Source organism: Blautia sp. Marseille-P2398 (assembly GCF_964240315.1).
Classification (GTDB): Bacteria; Bacillota; Clostridia; order Lachnospirales; family Lachnospiraceae; genus Blautia_A; species Blautia_A wexlerae.
In genome coordinates this window covers 124,990-141,679 of record NZ_CAXSTD010000007.1, presented here as the reverse complement: position 1 = coordinate 141,679, position 16,690 = coordinate 124,990, and the positions used below count along the sequence as shown (strand labels likewise).

The following is a 16,690-nucleotide window of genomic DNA, read 5'->3' as shown; positions in this document are numbered from 1 at the left end:
TACGACTGGGCAGTTACAAGCCCATTACCTTTAGGTGATGGGGAGTTGACTCGTATCTTCCCTCCATAAAAAAGTTTGTGTTACTGTTCACTCCGTTCTCAGCAGCAAAAGTATAACCGCAGCCTCCCCGTTTCCCGGGAACCGCTGCGGCCAGTCAACAGTTATATTTATTTTATATCAAACGGAACATCTTCGCAAGTGCAAGTGCCACGACTGCAACCAGCAGGATACGTACCGGATTCTGAGGTTTTTTTACCTTGATATCCAGAATAAAAAGCAGTCCCACGATAATCACTGCAATATGTATCACGATCAGGAAATAGAGTCCGCAATATCTTCTCATCAGATAAAGGAACGGCAGGATGATCGCCATGGATGTGATCGGAAGCCCCTGATAATACTGTCTGTTCTCAGAAGTCTCATTCTGTCTCTTTGCTTCTGAAACATTAAAATATGCAAGGCGGATGACAGATGCCACACTGTAAAAAATAAGCGCCCCAATCCCCGCCGGTGTATTCACACCCAGACAGTAACAGATCATTGCCGGAAAAATACCAAAGCAGACCACATCACATAAGGAATCGATCTGAATCCCGAAATTCTTCTCATCATCCGTACGGTTCTTCTTCGTTCTGGCTATCTTTCCGTCAAACATATCACACAGTCCGGAAAGTGCCAGACAGAAAATCGCAACCTTAAAATCCCCCTCCAGAGCCCTGGTAATTCCAAATACGGAAATTCCCAGGCTTATATAAGTCAATATTACCGTATAATCATAAATTCCTAAAAACATATTTTCTCCCCCTACTTTTCTTCTTGTTCTTTTCTTCCTATTATGAAATACGCCACACAGGTCATCACTGCACTGATAAGCATCTGTGCATAATAGGAAATTCCTCTGCTGAGCAGCATTGCAGGAAGTAATGCTTCTCCGAAAACCGGTGCAAACATCACCAGATAAAGAGACTCACTGATTCCCATTCCTCCGGGTAAAGGCAGCATATCAACAGAGACAGATATGACAGACTGCAAAATCGTAAGGGTTATAATGGAATATCCATGAAATCCCAGCGAACGGTATACCCAGTATGTAACTGTAAATAACAAAATCCTCTGCACCATAGTGATCAGTAACACTTTCAGGATCACCAGCTTGTGACTTGCCCAGAAAGCCGCAGTTTCATGATACTGGTCCATAGACGCTTCCAGTTTCTCAAGCCGGGTTGTCTTTGGCTTAAGGAAACGGAAATGTTCAATAAGTTTCAGACCTTTTACCATGATCCATTTCGCCAGTCCAGGTGCAAATACAAGGATCATCATGAAAGTAACGCAGAAAATATTCAGACCTACACCCAGGTAAAACACCCACATGTACTGGCCAAGATATCCTTCCAGAAAGCCTCTGCCAAAAATCCAGATTACAATTCCGATCACTACCAGAACCGCTTTATAAGTAATTGTGACAATCATCAGGACCAGCGTAGTGACAGGAATCGGAAGTTTGTCCTTTTTCATAAAATAAATCTGCATTGGCTGTCCGCCGGATGCAGACGGTGTGATACAGCTGAAAAAGAATCCCACAAAAGAATACAGAGCACAATGCCCCATCTTTACTTTTGCTCCGAGAGTCCGCATCATATAGAAAATAATTACAGACTCGCCAAGTATGAACAGTACCACACAAACCACACTGACCAGTAAGTAAACCGGATCTGCCTGCCGTACTGTATGAATAATCTCTCCCAGATCCTCTCCCTTAAATACCATATATACGGTAATGGAAAATATAAGGATCAGAAAAATGGTGTTAAATATTGCTTTCTTTTTGTTTCTCATTTGCTTACACTTTCTTATACATTTTTTTACAGCATTCGTCTGATTTCTATACCCAATTCATGTATGTCACAGTGTCTGATATATGTATATTTCTGATATGAAACACATAGTAAACAGTAACGTATTCCTTACAGAACATTTGCCCTCAAATACTATAGCAGCAAAAATACTACAGTCTATCTATTATATCATACCCTGACATTTCTGCATATCATAAATTATGAAAATATTCGTTACTATTCACCGAATATGGAGGTATCTGTATGAAACCACTGCTGGATATTACAGATGTCAGTCTCTCCTACCACAGTTTATCAGGGGAAACCCCTGCCCTTTCTCATATATCCTTTCAACTGATGCCAGGTGAATTTCTCGCCATCGTCGGGCCGTCAGGCTGTGGAAAGTCCACGCTGCTGAATCTGATCTGTGGTCTGCTCCGGCCAGAACAGGGACAGATTCTTCTGGACGGCACGCCGGTAACTTCCGGTGACTGCCGTATCGGATATATGCTGCAAAAGGATCATCTGCTGGAGTGGCGGACAATTTATAAAAATGTTCTTCTCGGACTGGAAATCCGCAGGGAACTCACTGCCGAAAAACTTGCTTATGTAAATCAGCTTCTCTCAGATTACGGTTTGGACAAATTCCGCTCTGCACATCCGTCCGAATTGTCCGGAGGAATGCGCCAGAGAGCTGCACTGATCCGTACTCTGGCATTAAAACCGGAACTTCTTCTGCTGGATGAGCCGTTCTCTGCACTCGACTCTCAAACCAGACTCAGCGTAAGTGATGATATCGGCAAAATCCTGCGTCAGGAAAAAAAGACTGCAATTCTTGTCACCCATGATATTTCAGAAGCGATCAGCATGGCAGACCGGGTTATCATTCTTTCTCCAAGGCCTGCCATCATTCGTAAGATTGTGCCAGTTTGTTTTGATCTGGAGAACCGTACTCCTATGGCTTCCAGAAATGCGCCTGAATTTAAATCTTATTTCAATCTTATCTGAAAGGAGCTGAATCATGATGTCTGAAATCTCATATCATCAGCAACAGTATATCCGACATCAGAAAAGAGAAAAGAAACTTGTTCTTTTTTTGCGGATATTTATTCTTCTTTTCTTTCTGGTGTTGTGGGAAATCTCCGCCAGGACCGGACTGATCGATTCTTTTATCTTCAGCAGTCCGGTAATGATCTGGCACAGCTTCTGCAGTATGTGCAGAGACGGCTCTATTTTTCCCCATCTCTCTGTTACAATTACGGAAACACTGGTCAGTTTTCTGTTCGTTGTTGTTCTGGGTGCAGGGATGGCAGTTCTGCTGTGGACCTGTCCCAGACTTGCGAAGATCACAGAGCCTTATCTCGTAGTATTGAACAGCCTTCCGAAATCTGCTCTGGCACCTTTGCTTATTGTATGGCTTGGTGCCAACGAACGGACGATTATTGTCTGCGGTATGTCGGTTGCTATCTTTGGTTCGATTTTGAATCTGTATACAGGTTTTGGCGAAGCTGACCCGGAAAAACTGAAGCTGATTGAGACGCTGGGCGGTGGGAAGAAAGAAAAGCTTATGAAGATTATTCTTCCGTCTTCTGTGCCGTTACTGCTCAGTGTTATGAAAGTTAATATTGGTCTGTGTCTGGTTGGTGTTATCATAGGCGAATTTATCGGTGCCAGAAAAGGGCTTGGCTACCTGATCATCTATTCCAGCCAGACCTTTAAGCTTACCTGGGTACTGATGTCCATTATCATTCTGTGCATCATCGCTATTATCCTGTACGGACTCCTCGGACTGATTGAAAAACGCGCCCGCAGATAGTTGTTAATTTTTAACCGCTATTTTTTATAACGAAACGGTTTCGGAAACAGATTCAATATCTGAAAAAATTTTGCTGCAAAAAGAAACCCGGAAGATCATCGAGTTCCACTTAACTGGACACTCCTGAACTTCCGGGGCTTCTCTTATCTCTGACTGTCTGTCAGTTATTCTGTTTTTAAACCAGCGCCTCTGTCCGGTTACTATCATGTTCCGACCAAAGCGCCTGATAATGTGTATATTATGAATTATTCTTCTCCAAGGCTCTCCACTGCCTCTGTGAAATCCTGTATCAGATCTTTTATATCTTCGATACCCACACTGATACGGATCGTGTCGTCGTACACTCCAGCCTCTTCCATTGCCTCCGGCGTACTGTGGATATAAATTGTAGACGCCGGATGAATTACCAGAGTTCTCACATCACCGATATTGGTTGCAATCTTTACATATTTCAGATGATTGATCAGCTTATACGCCCGTTCTTTGGAACCTGCACGGATAGTCAGAATCGCTCCGCCCTTTCCACTAAGCTGTTTTTCTGCCAGTTCATGATATGGACTGGACTCCAGCAGCGGATAGTTGACAGATACACCTTCCAGCTTCTCCAGTGCCTGAGCAAGCCGGAAAGCGTTATTACAGACCCGCTCCATACGAAGACCAAGTGTCTCCATTCCGATAATATTCAGATAAGCGTTCATCGGAGCCAGACAGCCGCCCATGTTTCGCCAGATTCCGTTCCTCAGTTTCACAAGATAAGCAAACTTTCCGTATTTCTTATATTCCTTCATTCCCGGATAACGTTCCGGACTCCAGGAAAAGTTTCCGCTGTCAATGATAATTCCACTGATGGCATCTCCACTTCCATTTATATATTTAGAAGTAGAATGCACCACTACATCCGCACCATACTGAATCGGATTAATCAGATACGGAGTCGAAGTTGTGCTGTCTACAATCAGCGGTACTCCTTTTCCATGAAGAAAATCTGCTGTTTCCCGGACATCCATTACATTCAGTGCGGGATTTCCTACTATTTCACCAAACACTGCTCTGGTCTTATCTGTAAGAAACGGCTCGATCAGCGCCATCTCTACCCTCGGTATAAAATGTACTTTGATTCCGAATGCCTCCAGATCATGAAGCAGATCCAGTGTACCTCCGAACAATGCACTTCCTGCGATTACCTCATCCCCTGCCTGCAGGATATTAAGTAATGATAATGTAACCGCTGACATTCCGGAGGAACAGGCTACACCTCCAATCCCGCCTTCTAATTCATTTACTCTTCGCTCAAACGCATCTACTGTCGGATTCGCAATCCTGGTATATGCAAATCCCGGTGCCCGATTCTGGAATACTTTTTCCAACTGTTCTGAAGATTCATATGCAAAAGCATTTGCCAGGCTGATAGGCGGCACTGTTGAACCATTCGCATAATTGTCTACTGCTTTTCCGTGTAATAATTTAGTCTGAAATTCCATGAGCATATTCCCCTTGTAAAATATAATAATCTCCGGACTAACGGTATGTTTTCTGTGATATATCGTTTCCCTGTTTTTAGTAATTCCATAGTGTTTTGATATGAATAGTAGTATATATTTTTCATATAAATCTGTCAATAAATTTTCTTATATCAATTATTTATATATACATATAGTTTTTGTCTATATTTTGTTATTTTTCTATAGAAATAATTTAGTCTAAAATCAACATCTTTTTCCATATTGTCGAAAAAACATAGCTTTTTCTATCTTTATCTGGTAAAATTGATATATAGCAATCCTCTAAAATAATGCATCTTAATATAGAGCGTATTTGAAAAATCATTTACAAGGACTGCTATAGATTATTATTTCAGTCAAACGACATATCTGAAAATGAATGTCCTGAAATGTAATTCCACTACATAAGATTCATAACAGAACGGAAGGAGGCCCTTTATGAAAACAAGGAAAAAATGGTTAAGAAAAACAACCGCTATCTGTACTGCAGCACTTCTTGGTACTGCTGCAATTCCATCTACAGCATTTGCAGCAGACAGCTACGCTTCCATTGAAAAAGATGCATGGGCAAAAAAGGTCACAGAAATGGCATCTTCTTACGCTACATCTATAGAAGAAAGCCAGTCTCTGATGTCAGGAATGCAGAGTGACATGATTCTGAAATTTGAAGATTCCGGACGCTCACTGCTGGGGTTTGTCGCACCATTTGATGTCTCCTGGCTGGACAATGTCACACTTTCCAATGATATCTCTTTTACAGAAGGAAAAGAAGGTATTCTGATGAAGGTCCTTCTTAATGATAATAAAATCTGTACTCTGGAATATTATCTTGATCCGGACAGCCAGGATATTTATATGCGCATCCCTGAACTCTCTGATAAATATTTCAAGACCAATCTGGAAGAAGCCGCAGACCAACAGGCTGCCAATATTGAAAATGATCTTGAAGAATTAACCCCTGATGATTCAGATGCAGATATTCCGACAGACAATTTCGCTTCCGCTTATTCTGATAGTCTCAGCCTGACTGTTTCCATGATGTCTGATCTGTCAGCAGCAGCTCCAGAAGCTTCTGTAGTAGAAACACTTCTGGATAAATACGGATCTATGCTTTTTGACAATGTAACAGAAGGCGAAAGCAGTCAGGAAACTCTGACAGCAGGTGATATCAGTCAGGACTGTACAGTATATGAAGGCCAGATTTCAGCCGAAGACGCTGTAAAAACTGCAACTGCAATCCTGGAAGAAGCAAAATCAGACAGTGATATTGAGAACATCCTCGATACCTGGACAAAGAAACTCTCAAGTAACGAGGACCTGCATGAAAGCTTTACCAAAGCTGTAGAAGACGGTCTTGATTTTCTGAAAGATGCAGATACCGGTGATTCCGATGATTCTCATCTCAACACCAGAATCTGGGTTGATGAGACCGGCAGAATTGCAGGACGTAAAATTGAGTTTCAGGAAGGTGATAAAATAACTCCTGTTCTGAACTGGCAGATGACCAGGGACGGCTCAGACTTTGGCTATCTTCTCTCCATTGAAACAGATGATTCCGGCACACTCTCCCTGTCCGGATCCGGTCAGATTGATGGCGGTAAATTAAACGGAACCTATAAAATTTCTCAGGATGATACAACCGCAGCTGTTATCGAAGTAAAGGACTACGACACCGAATCTGCAAAAGAAGGTTACTTAAACGGTAACTATACTATCACCTTCCCTGCTGATTCTTCAGAAGATACAGATTCTTCTCTTTCTATGCTCGAGAACTTTGCACTTGTATTAGATTTAAATTCAGCAAAAGATTCTGGTTCTGTTGCACTGTCCGTTGAAAGTGCAGGAAGCACTCTCGGAAGCTTCACTGTTACTTCCGGTGCAGGCGAATCTGTTGAAATTCCGGACCTTACGGCTCTGGGAGATGTTTATGACGTAACCAATGAAGATGATATGAGTGCCTACGCAGCTACACTCGACCTCACTACACTTATGGATAATCTGTCCAATGCAGGCGTTCCGGACGAAGTCATCACTTATGTTCTCAGCGGCGGAAGCAATTCCGATGCCGAAGATGTTACTGATGAAAATGCCTCAGAAGCAGAGTCTGATGCTGAGTCTGCTGAAGCAGGCGCAGCCTGACTTAGCAGCTTTATCACTATCGTCTACTGCAGCAGACGGTTCCAGTAATACTTTATCCCGATACCTACTACTACTGCTGTTATAAATTCACAGATCCAGAACGCATTCCACACAGCATCTGCCCCGGCAAAATAGCACAGCAGATAAGCTGCCGGAATGATCACTATAATATATCTTAATAACGAAATCACCAGGGACTGAGCACCTTTGCTCAGTCCTTCTAATGCACCGGAAGCTGTAACAGAGATGGCAGATGGGATAAACCCGATACTGATAATCTGTAATGCTGCAGTGCCAAGTCTTACAGTTTCCGGGTTCTCAGTAAACATTCCCATCAATGTCTCTGATGCTGTAAAGCAGATGATCGTTCCTACCAGCATGATCATACCATTCAGAAGCACAGAAATCCCAAAAAGTTTCTTTACCCTCTTTATTTCTCCTGCTCCGTAATTATATCCTATCAACGGGCGCATTCCCTGGACAATGCCGCTTGCAGGCAGATATAAAAAAGTCTGAAGCTTATAATAGATTCCCAGAACCACTACATAGCTTCCGGAAAAAGCCGATAATATCTGATTCAGGAAAGAGATCAGAACTGACGGCAGGGCAATATTCAGGATTGCGGGAATCCCTACCATATACAGCTTCCCGTCCAGGTTCCTGTTAAGTTCCAGATATTTCCTGCTGATCTCCACCGGAATACTACACTTCTTATATGCGATCAGATATACAATAACTGTAAATACCTGGCCAAGACCAGTTGCCAGTGCTGCACCTCTGATCCCCATTTCCGGAAAAATCCCCACTCCGAAAATCAGCAGCGGATCCAGGATAATATTGGAAATACAACCGATCATCAGGCTGATCATTGTCAGTTTCATTCTGCCCACAGCCTGAAAAATCTTTTCGAAGGACAGGCTGATCATGATCACTGTGGAAAATGCAAATGCAATAGTTGAATACTGCACACCAGGCGAGATCACTTCCTGCTCTTTTGTAAACATACCGAGAAATACAGGCATAAACGGAATACAGATTACTGTAAAAATAATTCCATGGATAATATTAAAGAGCATACCATGGGTAGCTGCTATATTCGCATTTTTAATATTTTTTGCTCCCAGCTGAAAAGAAATCTGTGCATTGATTCCCACACCGAAACCAATGGCAACTGCATTAATAAAGTTCTGTACAGGAAATACCAGAGACAGAGCTGTCATCGCCTGCTCACTGATCTTTGCCACAAAAAAGCTGTCTACGATGTTGTACAGTGAATTCACCAGCATAGACAGTACCATAGGCATTGCCATAGATGCCAGAAGCGGCAGAATCGGTTTTTTCTTCATAAAAGTATTGTTCATTCTTTTTTCCTTTCTCTGTTTCATTGCAACAAAAAACGCCACACAATTATCTCTACATTGCTGTATGATAATCGTGCGGCGAAAAGAGTTCATGTTTGTCACAAGACTGAAAAATCCACACCAGTTTTGGTGTGATTAACATATCATAATTTATTTCCTGCTGTCAAGACTTTTTATCCATTTTACTGCGTTCTCCTGATTCGGTGCTGAATACGGCACTGCAATGCATACAGGATCGTAGATTACACCTAATTCCTGTTCAAGCTCACTGTCAGTAATGGAAATGTGCGTAGTATCTGTCTGCATTCCAAACTTCTCAAAAGCTTCCTCACCCATCAATTCCTTCAAATCTGCAAATGGCTCATTCTTCTTCAAAGTCTGATAAAGCTTCTCCGGCATAACCATAATATCAATGGAACCTGCCTGAATCTGTGCCACATAAGCCATCTGTGCATTATAATCAAATTCTGCCATTTCAGAGTCCGTAGTAAGATTCACGCCTATCTCTACTTTGCTATAGGGATCATCTTTGTACCCAAGTGTTTCTTTGATTTTCTGCTCAGGAGTTTCCGTATCATTTGCCATTGAATTTACCACTGTCATGGACAGAACTGTTTTTATTTTGGACTGTTCATAGTAATCCTTTATTCCGAATATAAGAGCAATCACTGCGATCACTCCGAAAATAGCCGGTTTATAATACATCCAGATATATTCCAGCTTTTTCTTTGGCCCCATTCCCTTTAATTTTTCTTTCTCAATCAGACGTCTTTCCTTCTTTGACAAATCCGATTCATTCTTAATCTCCGGATTCAGCACGCTTTCATCGTGCTCTTCTGCCTGTTCTGCTCTGTTCTTACTCTGGTTCTTGTCCTGATTTTTATCTGCCATTCTCTCTCCTTTGTATTTTCTGCATAATGATTTTCGGTAACTGTTCAGCAATCCTCCATTCTGTGAAACACCGAACGGTTACGTTCATAAGATTTACTGATTACTATATCACATTTTCCATTATGTGAACAGTTATAATTCCCGCGGTTCCTGAAGATAACGTTACTATGTTACTATTCATTCCATTCTCAGTAACGCAACCAAAATTCATTCCGGATTTTCATACCCTGACTATACATGATTATTCTGCAAAATATTTTGCCTTGCATACGCAGAGACCGCAGATATGCCGGAAACTGTCACCACTGTCAGCATATATACCAAAACCGGTCGCAGCCAAAAATAAATCTGACAGTTGCTGACTCCCAGACCTTCTGAACATTTTTTCAAAAGGTCTGACATCGCCGGATGAAGAAGATAGATCAGGAAAGCATATTTTCTTCCGGTTTCCACCAGTACAGAGGGAAAATTTATTTCCCTTCCATATAAAATAAGCCACAGAAACAGACAGATCACTGCAACACAATTTCCTGTGTAAATTTCTCCTGCTCCCCGGAAAGCATATTCCATCATGCTGAGTGCCACACCGAAACTCATCCCTGCTTTCAATCCCCATTGCATCCATTGCTCCAGACGTTTGCATACTATCTTATCCTGATATTCATGGATCATCTGACCTGTAAGGAAAAAGCTCATTCCTGTAAACAGAAAGTTTCTGTATTCCATAGTGTGATAAAATCTATCAAAAAAGGCACAAAACTCCGCTCTCCATAAAAGTATTGCCAGCAATACAGGTGCCATACAATATGCAGCCTTACGCATTCTCCATTTTTCAATCAGGAGAGCAAGCAGATAACAGTAAATTAATGCAGGAAGAAACCATAAATGTGCTCTTACCGGAGAAGTACTGTTGTACACGAAAAATTCCTTCAGATACTCTGTACTCACAAGCCCTTTTATCCATGTCCATACTCTCTCCCCATTCCAGGCTTTCATAAAACATTCCCAGATAAAATAAAACACAACTGAAACTGCAAAAAGCTTCATGATATGCAGGATTTTAGACAATATTCTTTTTGAGGCATTGCAATTTTGATAATAACAGAAATACCCGGATACCATAAAGAAAAACGGCACCGCACATCTTGCCAGTACTTTTACAAGCTGCCCGGCCTGTCCCGGAAAGCTTACATGGATGCATACCACCAGGCACGCAGCAATGGCCTTTACAGCATCCAGACTTTTATTTCGCATTTGATTTCTCACCCACCTTTTTCTGTTGTTTCATCTATAGCAGCAGAACAATCCGTAAATGTCTGACCTGACATCATTTCAGTCAGACAGGTAAAATCATCCGCTTCGCTGCTATAATATATCAAAGCGAACTACACATGTCAAACCTCAGGCAGATACAGAAGTCATCAGCCAGCTTCGGTCCACCCTTGCAAGGAGCCTGGCATTATGATAGGCCATTCTGAGAGTCAGGCAGGTACGCCCCAGATATTTGCTTCCGTCCGATGTTTTCATACACGCCAGTGCAAGATCGGGTTTTCCCGGATGGCGGAGACAGATCGGGAGTAGCAGTTGGATTGAGTGATTATAATACTGTGGAATCGCAGTCCTGTAATCTGCCTCAAGCATTCTTTTTGTCTGTTTCAGTGCACCGTCAAACAGCTGCATTTTCATGCTGCTGTCACGTACTTCCTTTGGAAGACGGGCAGCATTTTCCTCATCCCCGAAAATATGCTCGTACTGTGGAATTACCGGAAGTTTTGTATCAAACACAAGATCTGACGGATTTTCCACATAGCATGCCTTTTCCGGCAGACAGGTGATTCCTTCTTTTAACAAATAGTATTCTGTGTAAAAGCCATCCAGAAACCAGGGCTGCCTGTCCGGGACCAGATTGGGAATAAAATACGCATATATCGGCTGATAATAGTAATTAAAGAGTCCTGTATTAAATATGGCATAATTCTTTTTCTCCCACACCTTCTGTTCTTCATAAAGGCGTTTAAATGTATGTTCCAGGTATCCTTTCAGAATTCCATTATCATCTGTATCCGAAAAGCTCCACTTCTCCGGCACCATCCTTGCCAGATTCTGAATCTGCCGATTATAGTCTCCGCAATAAGTAAAATCAAATAAATTAATCATCAGGCTCCTCCTGTCCCTGCACCTTTCATATTGTCATTACTGTTCTCTCTTAATATTTATTGTATTTTGGAAAAAATATGGCAGAACTGCCAGATTATGATTTGTATGAAAATCAGTTTTGATTGTTATTATTTAACATACCATAATTTCTGTCAAAAGACAAGGATTAGCATCCTCCAAAAAATGTCAAAAATCACCATCTGACTTACAATTCAAAAGTTACTGTTCACTCCGTTCACAGTAACTTAGCCAAAATTCATTCCAGATTGCCTGCGGCAATGGAATTTTGGCTTGTATGTCTCGGGATTTTGGCATATTGATGCCAAAACACCTCGCGGGATAGTGGTACATTCAGACAGTATATTATCCATCCGGTAATACCTGATGCTTGTAGCCTGCCGGTCAGCTGTGTTATACTCTACACATATCAGCAATACGCAAATGCGGGCTGAACAACTGTTTCTATCCGCATTTGTGGGCAAGAATATTTTTCTTAAAGAAGGTTTTCCATGAAAAAAGACGGCTATTACTCTTCCGGAGAATTTGCACGGATGGCACATGTAACACTCCGCACTATCCGCTATTATGACAAACAGAATATCCTCAAACCCTCCTATGTAACAGAATCCGGCGCACGTTTTTATACAGATGAGGATTTTGCAAGACTTTCCCAGATCCTGCTTCTGAAATATCTGGGTTTCTCCCTGGATGACATACGGGAAATGACCATTGACGACTCAGACTATCATTTTATGGAAAATTCCCTGAACATCCAGCTAAAGCTGGTACGTGACCGTATCGAACAAATGCAGCTGGTGGAAAAGGCAATCCAGGATACCACAGATGCGATCCGCTCCCATCATGCCATAGACTGGAATCAGATGCTTGACCTGATCCACCTGACAGGCATGGAGAAAAGCATGAAAAATCAATACCAGAACGCCTCCAACATTTCCTCACGCATTAATCTGCACAGCCTTTATTCCCAGAATAAACAGGGATGGTTTCCATGGGTTTATGAGCAGTGTCAGATTCATCCGGGGATGCGTATCCTTGAACTTGGATGCGGCGACGGTGTTCTGTGGACACAGAATATTTCCAGCCTCCCCGGTAAAGTTTCCGTTACTCTTTCTGACCTTTCATCCGGAATGCTTCGTGATGCCAGACGTGCTATCGGACGCAAAGACAGCCGTTTTTCCTTCGAGGCATTTGACTGTGCAAGAATTCCTCATGAAGACAGAAGCTTTGATCTGGTCATTGCAAACCATGTTCTTTTTTACTGTGAAGATATCTCTGCTGTATGCAGCGAAATTCAACGTGTGCTCACTCCAGGCGGAAAACTGATCTGCAGTACCTATGGAAAAAAACACATGCAGGAAGTCAGCAGACTGGTCCGGGATTTTGACGACCGGATCGTTCTCTCCGCAGACAGACTCTATGAGCGTTTTGGCAGAGAAAACGGAGCAGATATCCTGGCACCGTATTTTTCCCGTATTTTCTGGGAAAGCTATGAGGACTCTCTTCTTGTCCCCGATGCAGAACCGCTGATTTCCTATATCCTCTCCTGCCATGGAAATCAGAATCAGTATCTTCTGGACAAATACAAAGATTTCCGTGGATTTGTATCGCGAAAGACAAAGGATGGGTTCTTTATTACCAAGGATGCCGGCATTTTTCTTTGTGAAAAATAACCAAAATTTAACTTTTTTGTAAAAAGTACTTGAAGGTGACCTAAGGTCACCTTTTATAATACAATCACCAGAGTCAGGATGATATCGTAACTCAGACTGACAATCCAGAAACCCGTTGATTAGTATCGCAGTCGCCTGATGTTTTGCTTATCATTTACACATTTACACAGATAGATAGCTGACAAAATATCGCTCCGACCGCATACTGCCAAATAGCAAAGGAGAATACACATGAAAGGTATTATTTTAGCAGGCGGTTCCGGCACACGCCTTTATCCGCTTACAATGGTAACATCCAAACAGCTTCTGCCAATCTATGATAAACCAATGATCTACTATCCCATGTCTGTACTGATGAATGCAGGGATCCGCGATATCCTGATCATCTCTACTCCGCAGGATACTCCTCGTTTTGAGGAACTTCTTGGTGACGGACATCAGTTCGGTGTCCATCTCACCTATGCAGTACAGCCAAGTCCGGACGGACTTGCTCAGGCATTTATCATCGGCGAAGAATTTATCGGTGATGATACTGTTGCCATGGTTCTCGGCGATAATATCTTCGCAGGACATGGACTGAAGAAAAGACTGAAAGCTGCTGTAAAGAACGCAGAATCCGGCGAGGGTGCAACTGTTTTCGGATACTATGTAGATGATCCGGAGAGATTCGGTATTGTAGAATTTGACCATGAAGGCAAGGCTATCTCAATTGAAGAGAAACCGGAGCACCCGAAGAGCAACTACTGTGTCACAGGTTTATACTTCTATGACAATCGCGTCGTAGAGTATGCAAAAAATCTGAAACCAAGTGCCAGAGGCGAACTTGAGATCACAGATCTGAACCGCATCTATCTGGAAAAGGGCGAATTAAACGTAGAGCTTCTCGGACAGGGATTCACATGGCTGGATACAGGTACACACGAGAGCCTTGTGGAAGCTACCAACTTTGTAAAAACAATGGAAAGCCACCAGCACCGCAAAATCGGTTGCCTGGAAGAGATTGCATATCTCAATGGCTGGATTACAAAGGAAGATGTGCTGAAGGTTTATGAAATACTGAAGAAAAATCAGTATGGTCAGTACTTAAAAGACGTTCTGGACGGTAAATATCTGGATGTATTGCACTAACCGAAGCTTTTAGACCTGTACAAGCGAATTCGCAGTCAAGTGAGTGATATATCAAATTTTCAAACCGTTATTTGATATATCACCCGCCATGCAGCAAGGCGGATAATTTTATCTGCCTGACTCTATAACAGAATCTTACAGATATTCATATTATATATTTTTTAAGGAGAATCACTATGAACATTATCGTAACCGGCGGTGCCGGATTTATCGGAAGCAACTTTATTTTTCACATGTTAAAAAAATACCCGGATTACCGCATCATCTGTCTGGACTGTCTGACCTATGCAGGAAACCTTTCCACTCTTGCACCTGTCATGGACAACCCAAATTTCCGTTTCGTAAAAGAAAGCATCACCGACCGCGAAGCAGTTTACAAACTTTTTGAGGAAGAACACCCTGATATGGTTGTAAACTTCGCTGCAGAGAGTCACGTTGACCGCTCCATCGAAAACCCGGAAGTTTTCCTTACCACAAATATTATCGGTACTGCTGTTCTCATGGATGCATGCCGCAAATACGGTATCAAACGTTATCATCAGGTATCTACTGATGAAGTTTACGGAGATCTTCCATTAGACAGACCTGACCTGTTCTTCACAGAGGAAACTCCGATCCACACAAGCAGCCCTTACAGCTCTTCCAAGGCTTCTGCAGACCTTCTGGTACTGGCTTACCACAGAACCTACGGGCTGCCTGTATCTATCAGCCGCTGCTCCAACAACTACGGACCATATCATTTCCCGGAAAAACTGATTCCGTTAATGATCGCCAATGCATTAAATGACAAACCACTTCCGGTATACGGAACAGGCGAAAACGTTCGTGACTGGCTCTATGTAGAAGATCATTGCCGCGCAATCGACCTGATCATCCACAAAGGACGTGTAGGCGAAGTTTATAATGTAGGTGGTCACAACGAAATGACAAACATTGATATCGTTAAGATCATCTGTAAAGAGCTTGGCAAACCGGAAAGTCTGATCACATATGTAGCAGACCGTAAAGGTCATGATATGCGCTATGCTATTGATCCGACCAAAATCCACAACGAACTTGGCTGGTTACCGGAAACAAAATTTGCAGACGGTATCAAGAAGACCATCAAATGGTATCTGGATAACAAAGAATGGTGGGAAACGATCATCTCCGGTGAATACCAGAACTACTATGAAAAAATGTACGCAAACCGCGGGGAGGCATAATTTATGAGAATTTTTGTAACAGGTGTAGGCGGTCAGCTTGGACATGATGTTATGAACGAACTTGCGAAACGCGGCTATGAAGGTGTGGGAAGCGACATTGCTCCTTCCTACAGCGGAATCGCTGATGGCACTGCAGTTACCACAATGCCTTATGTTCAGATGGATATCACTGACAAAGCTTCTGTAGAAAAAGTCATTAAAGAAGCAAATGTTGATGCTGTGATCCACTGTGCTGCATGGACAGCTGTAGATGCTGCCGAAGATGAAGAGAATCAGCCGAAGGTCCGTCTGGTAAATGTAACCGGAACTCAGAATATTGCTGATGTGTGCAAAGAGCTTGACATCAAGATGCTGTATCTGTCCACTGATTATGTATTCGATGGTCAGGGAACCACTCCATGGGAGCCTGACTGCAAGGACTATAAACCATTAAATGTCTATGGACAGACAAAGCTGGACGGTGAACTTGCCGTATCCGGCACAGTTGATAAGTTCTTTATCGTCCGTATTGCATGGGTATTCGGCAAAAACGGCAAGAACTTTATCAAAACCATGATCAACCTCGGAAAAACTCATGATACTCTCTCCGTAGTCAATGACCAGATCGGTACACCTACTTATACCTACGACCTGGCAAGACTTCTGGTAGATATGATCGAAACTGAAAAATACGGTTATTATCATGCAACCAATGAGGGCGGATATATCAGCTGGTATGATTTCACAAAAGAAATCTTCCGTCAGGCCGCTGCCATGGGACACCCGGAATATCTCCCGGAAAACATGACAGTCAACTCCGTCACAACTGCAGAGTATGGCGCTTCCAAAGCAGCCAGACCGTTTAACAGCCGCCTGGATAAGAGCAAACTGACAGCCAATGGTTTCACACCACTCCCCACCTGGCAGGATGCACTTGGACGGTATCTGAAAGAACTGGATTTCTAAATAAAAAAATCCGGCAGGAC

Annotated in this window: 14 protein-coding genes; 7 read left to right on the top strand and 7 right to left on the bottom strand. The window is 42.5% G+C overall.

Translation table 11 applies throughout. The features are described from left to right. Positions 1 to 172: 172 nt before the first annotated feature. Both ACESZG_RS09870 and ACESZG_RS09865 read right to left on the bottom strand, forming a co-directional pair. Entirely contained in the window at positions 173 to 793 is a 621-nt protein-coding gene (locus ACESZG_RS09870; protein ID WP_118341815.1) for a phosphatidylcholine/phosphatidylserine synthase, read from the bottom strand. A gap of 11 nt (positions 794 to 804) precedes the next feature. Then, positions 805 to 1,836: a lysylphosphatidylglycerol synthase transmembrane domain-containing protein gene (locus ACESZG_RS09865; RefSeq protein ID WP_008707518.1), complete on the bottom strand. Its 1,032-nt coding sequence runs from the start codon at positions 1,834 to 1,836 to the stop codon at positions 805 to 807. Positions 1,837 to 2,099: 263 nt separating this feature from the next. Between ACESZG_RS09865 and ACESZG_RS09860 the strand changes: the two genes are divergently transcribed. Further along, positions 2,100 to 2,843, top strand: coding sequence for an ABC transporter ATP-binding protein (locus ACESZG_RS09860; RefSeq protein WP_373218064.1), 744 nt, complete (start codon positions 2,100 to 2,102; stop codon positions 2,841 to 2,843). Positions 2,844 to 2,859: 16 nt separating this feature from the next. Next, positions 2,860 to 3,651 (top strand): ABC transporter permease, encoded by a 792-nt coding sequence (locus ACESZG_RS09855; protein WP_020993690.1) that lies wholly within the window; start codon positions 2,860 to 2,862, stop codon positions 3,649 to 3,651. 245 nt (positions 3,652 to 3,896) lie between these two features. Here the strand turns inward: ACESZG_RS09855 and ACESZG_RS09850 are convergent, their stop codons facing one another. Next, entirely contained in the window at positions 3,897 to 5,132 is a 1,236-nt protein-coding gene (locus tag ACESZG_RS09850; RefSeq protein WP_173697830.1) for an O-acetylhomoserine aminocarboxypropyltransferase/cysteine synthase family protein, read from the bottom strand. 459 nt (positions 5,133 to 5,591) lie between these two features. Between ACESZG_RS09850 and ACESZG_RS09845 the strand changes: the two genes are divergently transcribed. Continuing rightward, entirely contained in the window at positions 5,592 to 7,292 is a 1,701-nt protein-coding gene (locus ACESZG_RS09845) for a hypothetical protein (RefSeq protein WP_173697829.1), read from the top strand. A gap of 23 nt (positions 7,293 to 7,315) precedes the next feature. Here ACESZG_RS09845 and ACESZG_RS09840 read toward each other — a convergent pair whose 3' ends face one another. The 4 genes from ACESZG_RS09840 to ACESZG_RS09825 all read right to left on the bottom strand — a co-directional run bounded on the left by ACESZG_RS09840 (position 7,316) and on the right by ACESZG_RS09825 (position 11,701). Beyond that, a complete protein-coding gene (locus tag ACESZG_RS09840) occupies positions 7,316 to 8,653 on the bottom strand; it encodes an MATE family efflux transporter (protein ID WP_373218061.1) in 1,338 nt (445 codons plus the stop codon). Positions 8,654 to 8,803: 150 nt separating this feature from the next. Beyond that, entirely contained in the window at positions 8,804 to 9,544 is a 741-nt protein-coding gene (locus ACESZG_RS09835) for a hypothetical protein (RefSeq protein WP_008707524.1), read from the bottom strand. 231 nt (positions 9,545 to 9,775) lie between these two features. Beyond that, entirely contained in the window at positions 9,776 to 10,798 is a 1,023-nt protein-coding gene (locus ACESZG_RS09830; protein WP_373218059.1) for an acyltransferase, read from the bottom strand. Positions 10,799 to 10,945: 147 nt separating this feature from the next. Next, positions 10,946 to 11,701 (bottom strand): DUF3825 domain-containing protein, encoded by a 756-nt coding sequence (locus tag ACESZG_RS09825; protein ID WP_020993689.1) that lies wholly within the window; start codon positions 11,699 to 11,701, stop codon positions 10,946 to 10,948. A 509-nt stretch (positions 11,702 to 12,210) separates the two neighbouring features. Here ACESZG_RS09825 and ACESZG_RS09820 point away from each other — a divergent pair. The 4 genes from ACESZG_RS09820 to rfbD all read left to right on the top strand — a co-directional run bounded on the left by ACESZG_RS09820 (position 12,211) and on the right by rfbD (position 16,670). Beyond that, entirely contained in the window at positions 12,211 to 13,392 is a 1,182-nt protein-coding gene (locus tag ACESZG_RS09820) for a methyltransferase domain-containing protein (protein WP_161276217.1), read from the top strand. Positions 13,393 to 13,623: 231 nt separating this feature from the next. Continuing rightward, the gene (gene rfbA / locus ACESZG_RS09815) at positions 13,624 to 14,520 is read left to right on the top strand and encodes a glucose-1-phosphate thymidylyltransferase RfbA (RefSeq protein ID WP_022380581.1); all 897 of its coding nucleotides are present in this window, start codon (positions 13,624 to 13,626) and stop codon (positions 14,518 to 14,520) included. A 176-nt stretch (positions 14,521 to 14,696) separates the two neighbouring features. Beyond that, on the top strand, positions 14,697 to 15,725 hold the full coding sequence (gene rfbB / locus ACESZG_RS09810; protein WP_025577226.1) for a dTDP-glucose 4,6-dehydratase: 1,029 nt from the start codon (positions 14,697 to 14,699) through the stop codon (positions 15,723 to 15,725). A gap of 3 nt (positions 15,726 to 15,728) precedes the next feature. After that, positions 15,729 to 16,670: a dTDP-4-dehydrorhamnose reductase gene (gene rfbD / locus ACESZG_RS09805; RefSeq protein ID WP_025577224.1), complete on the top strand. Its 942-nt coding sequence runs from the start codon at positions 15,729 to 15,731 to the stop codon at positions 16,668 to 16,670. Positions 16,671 to 16,690 lie beyond the last annotated feature (20 nt).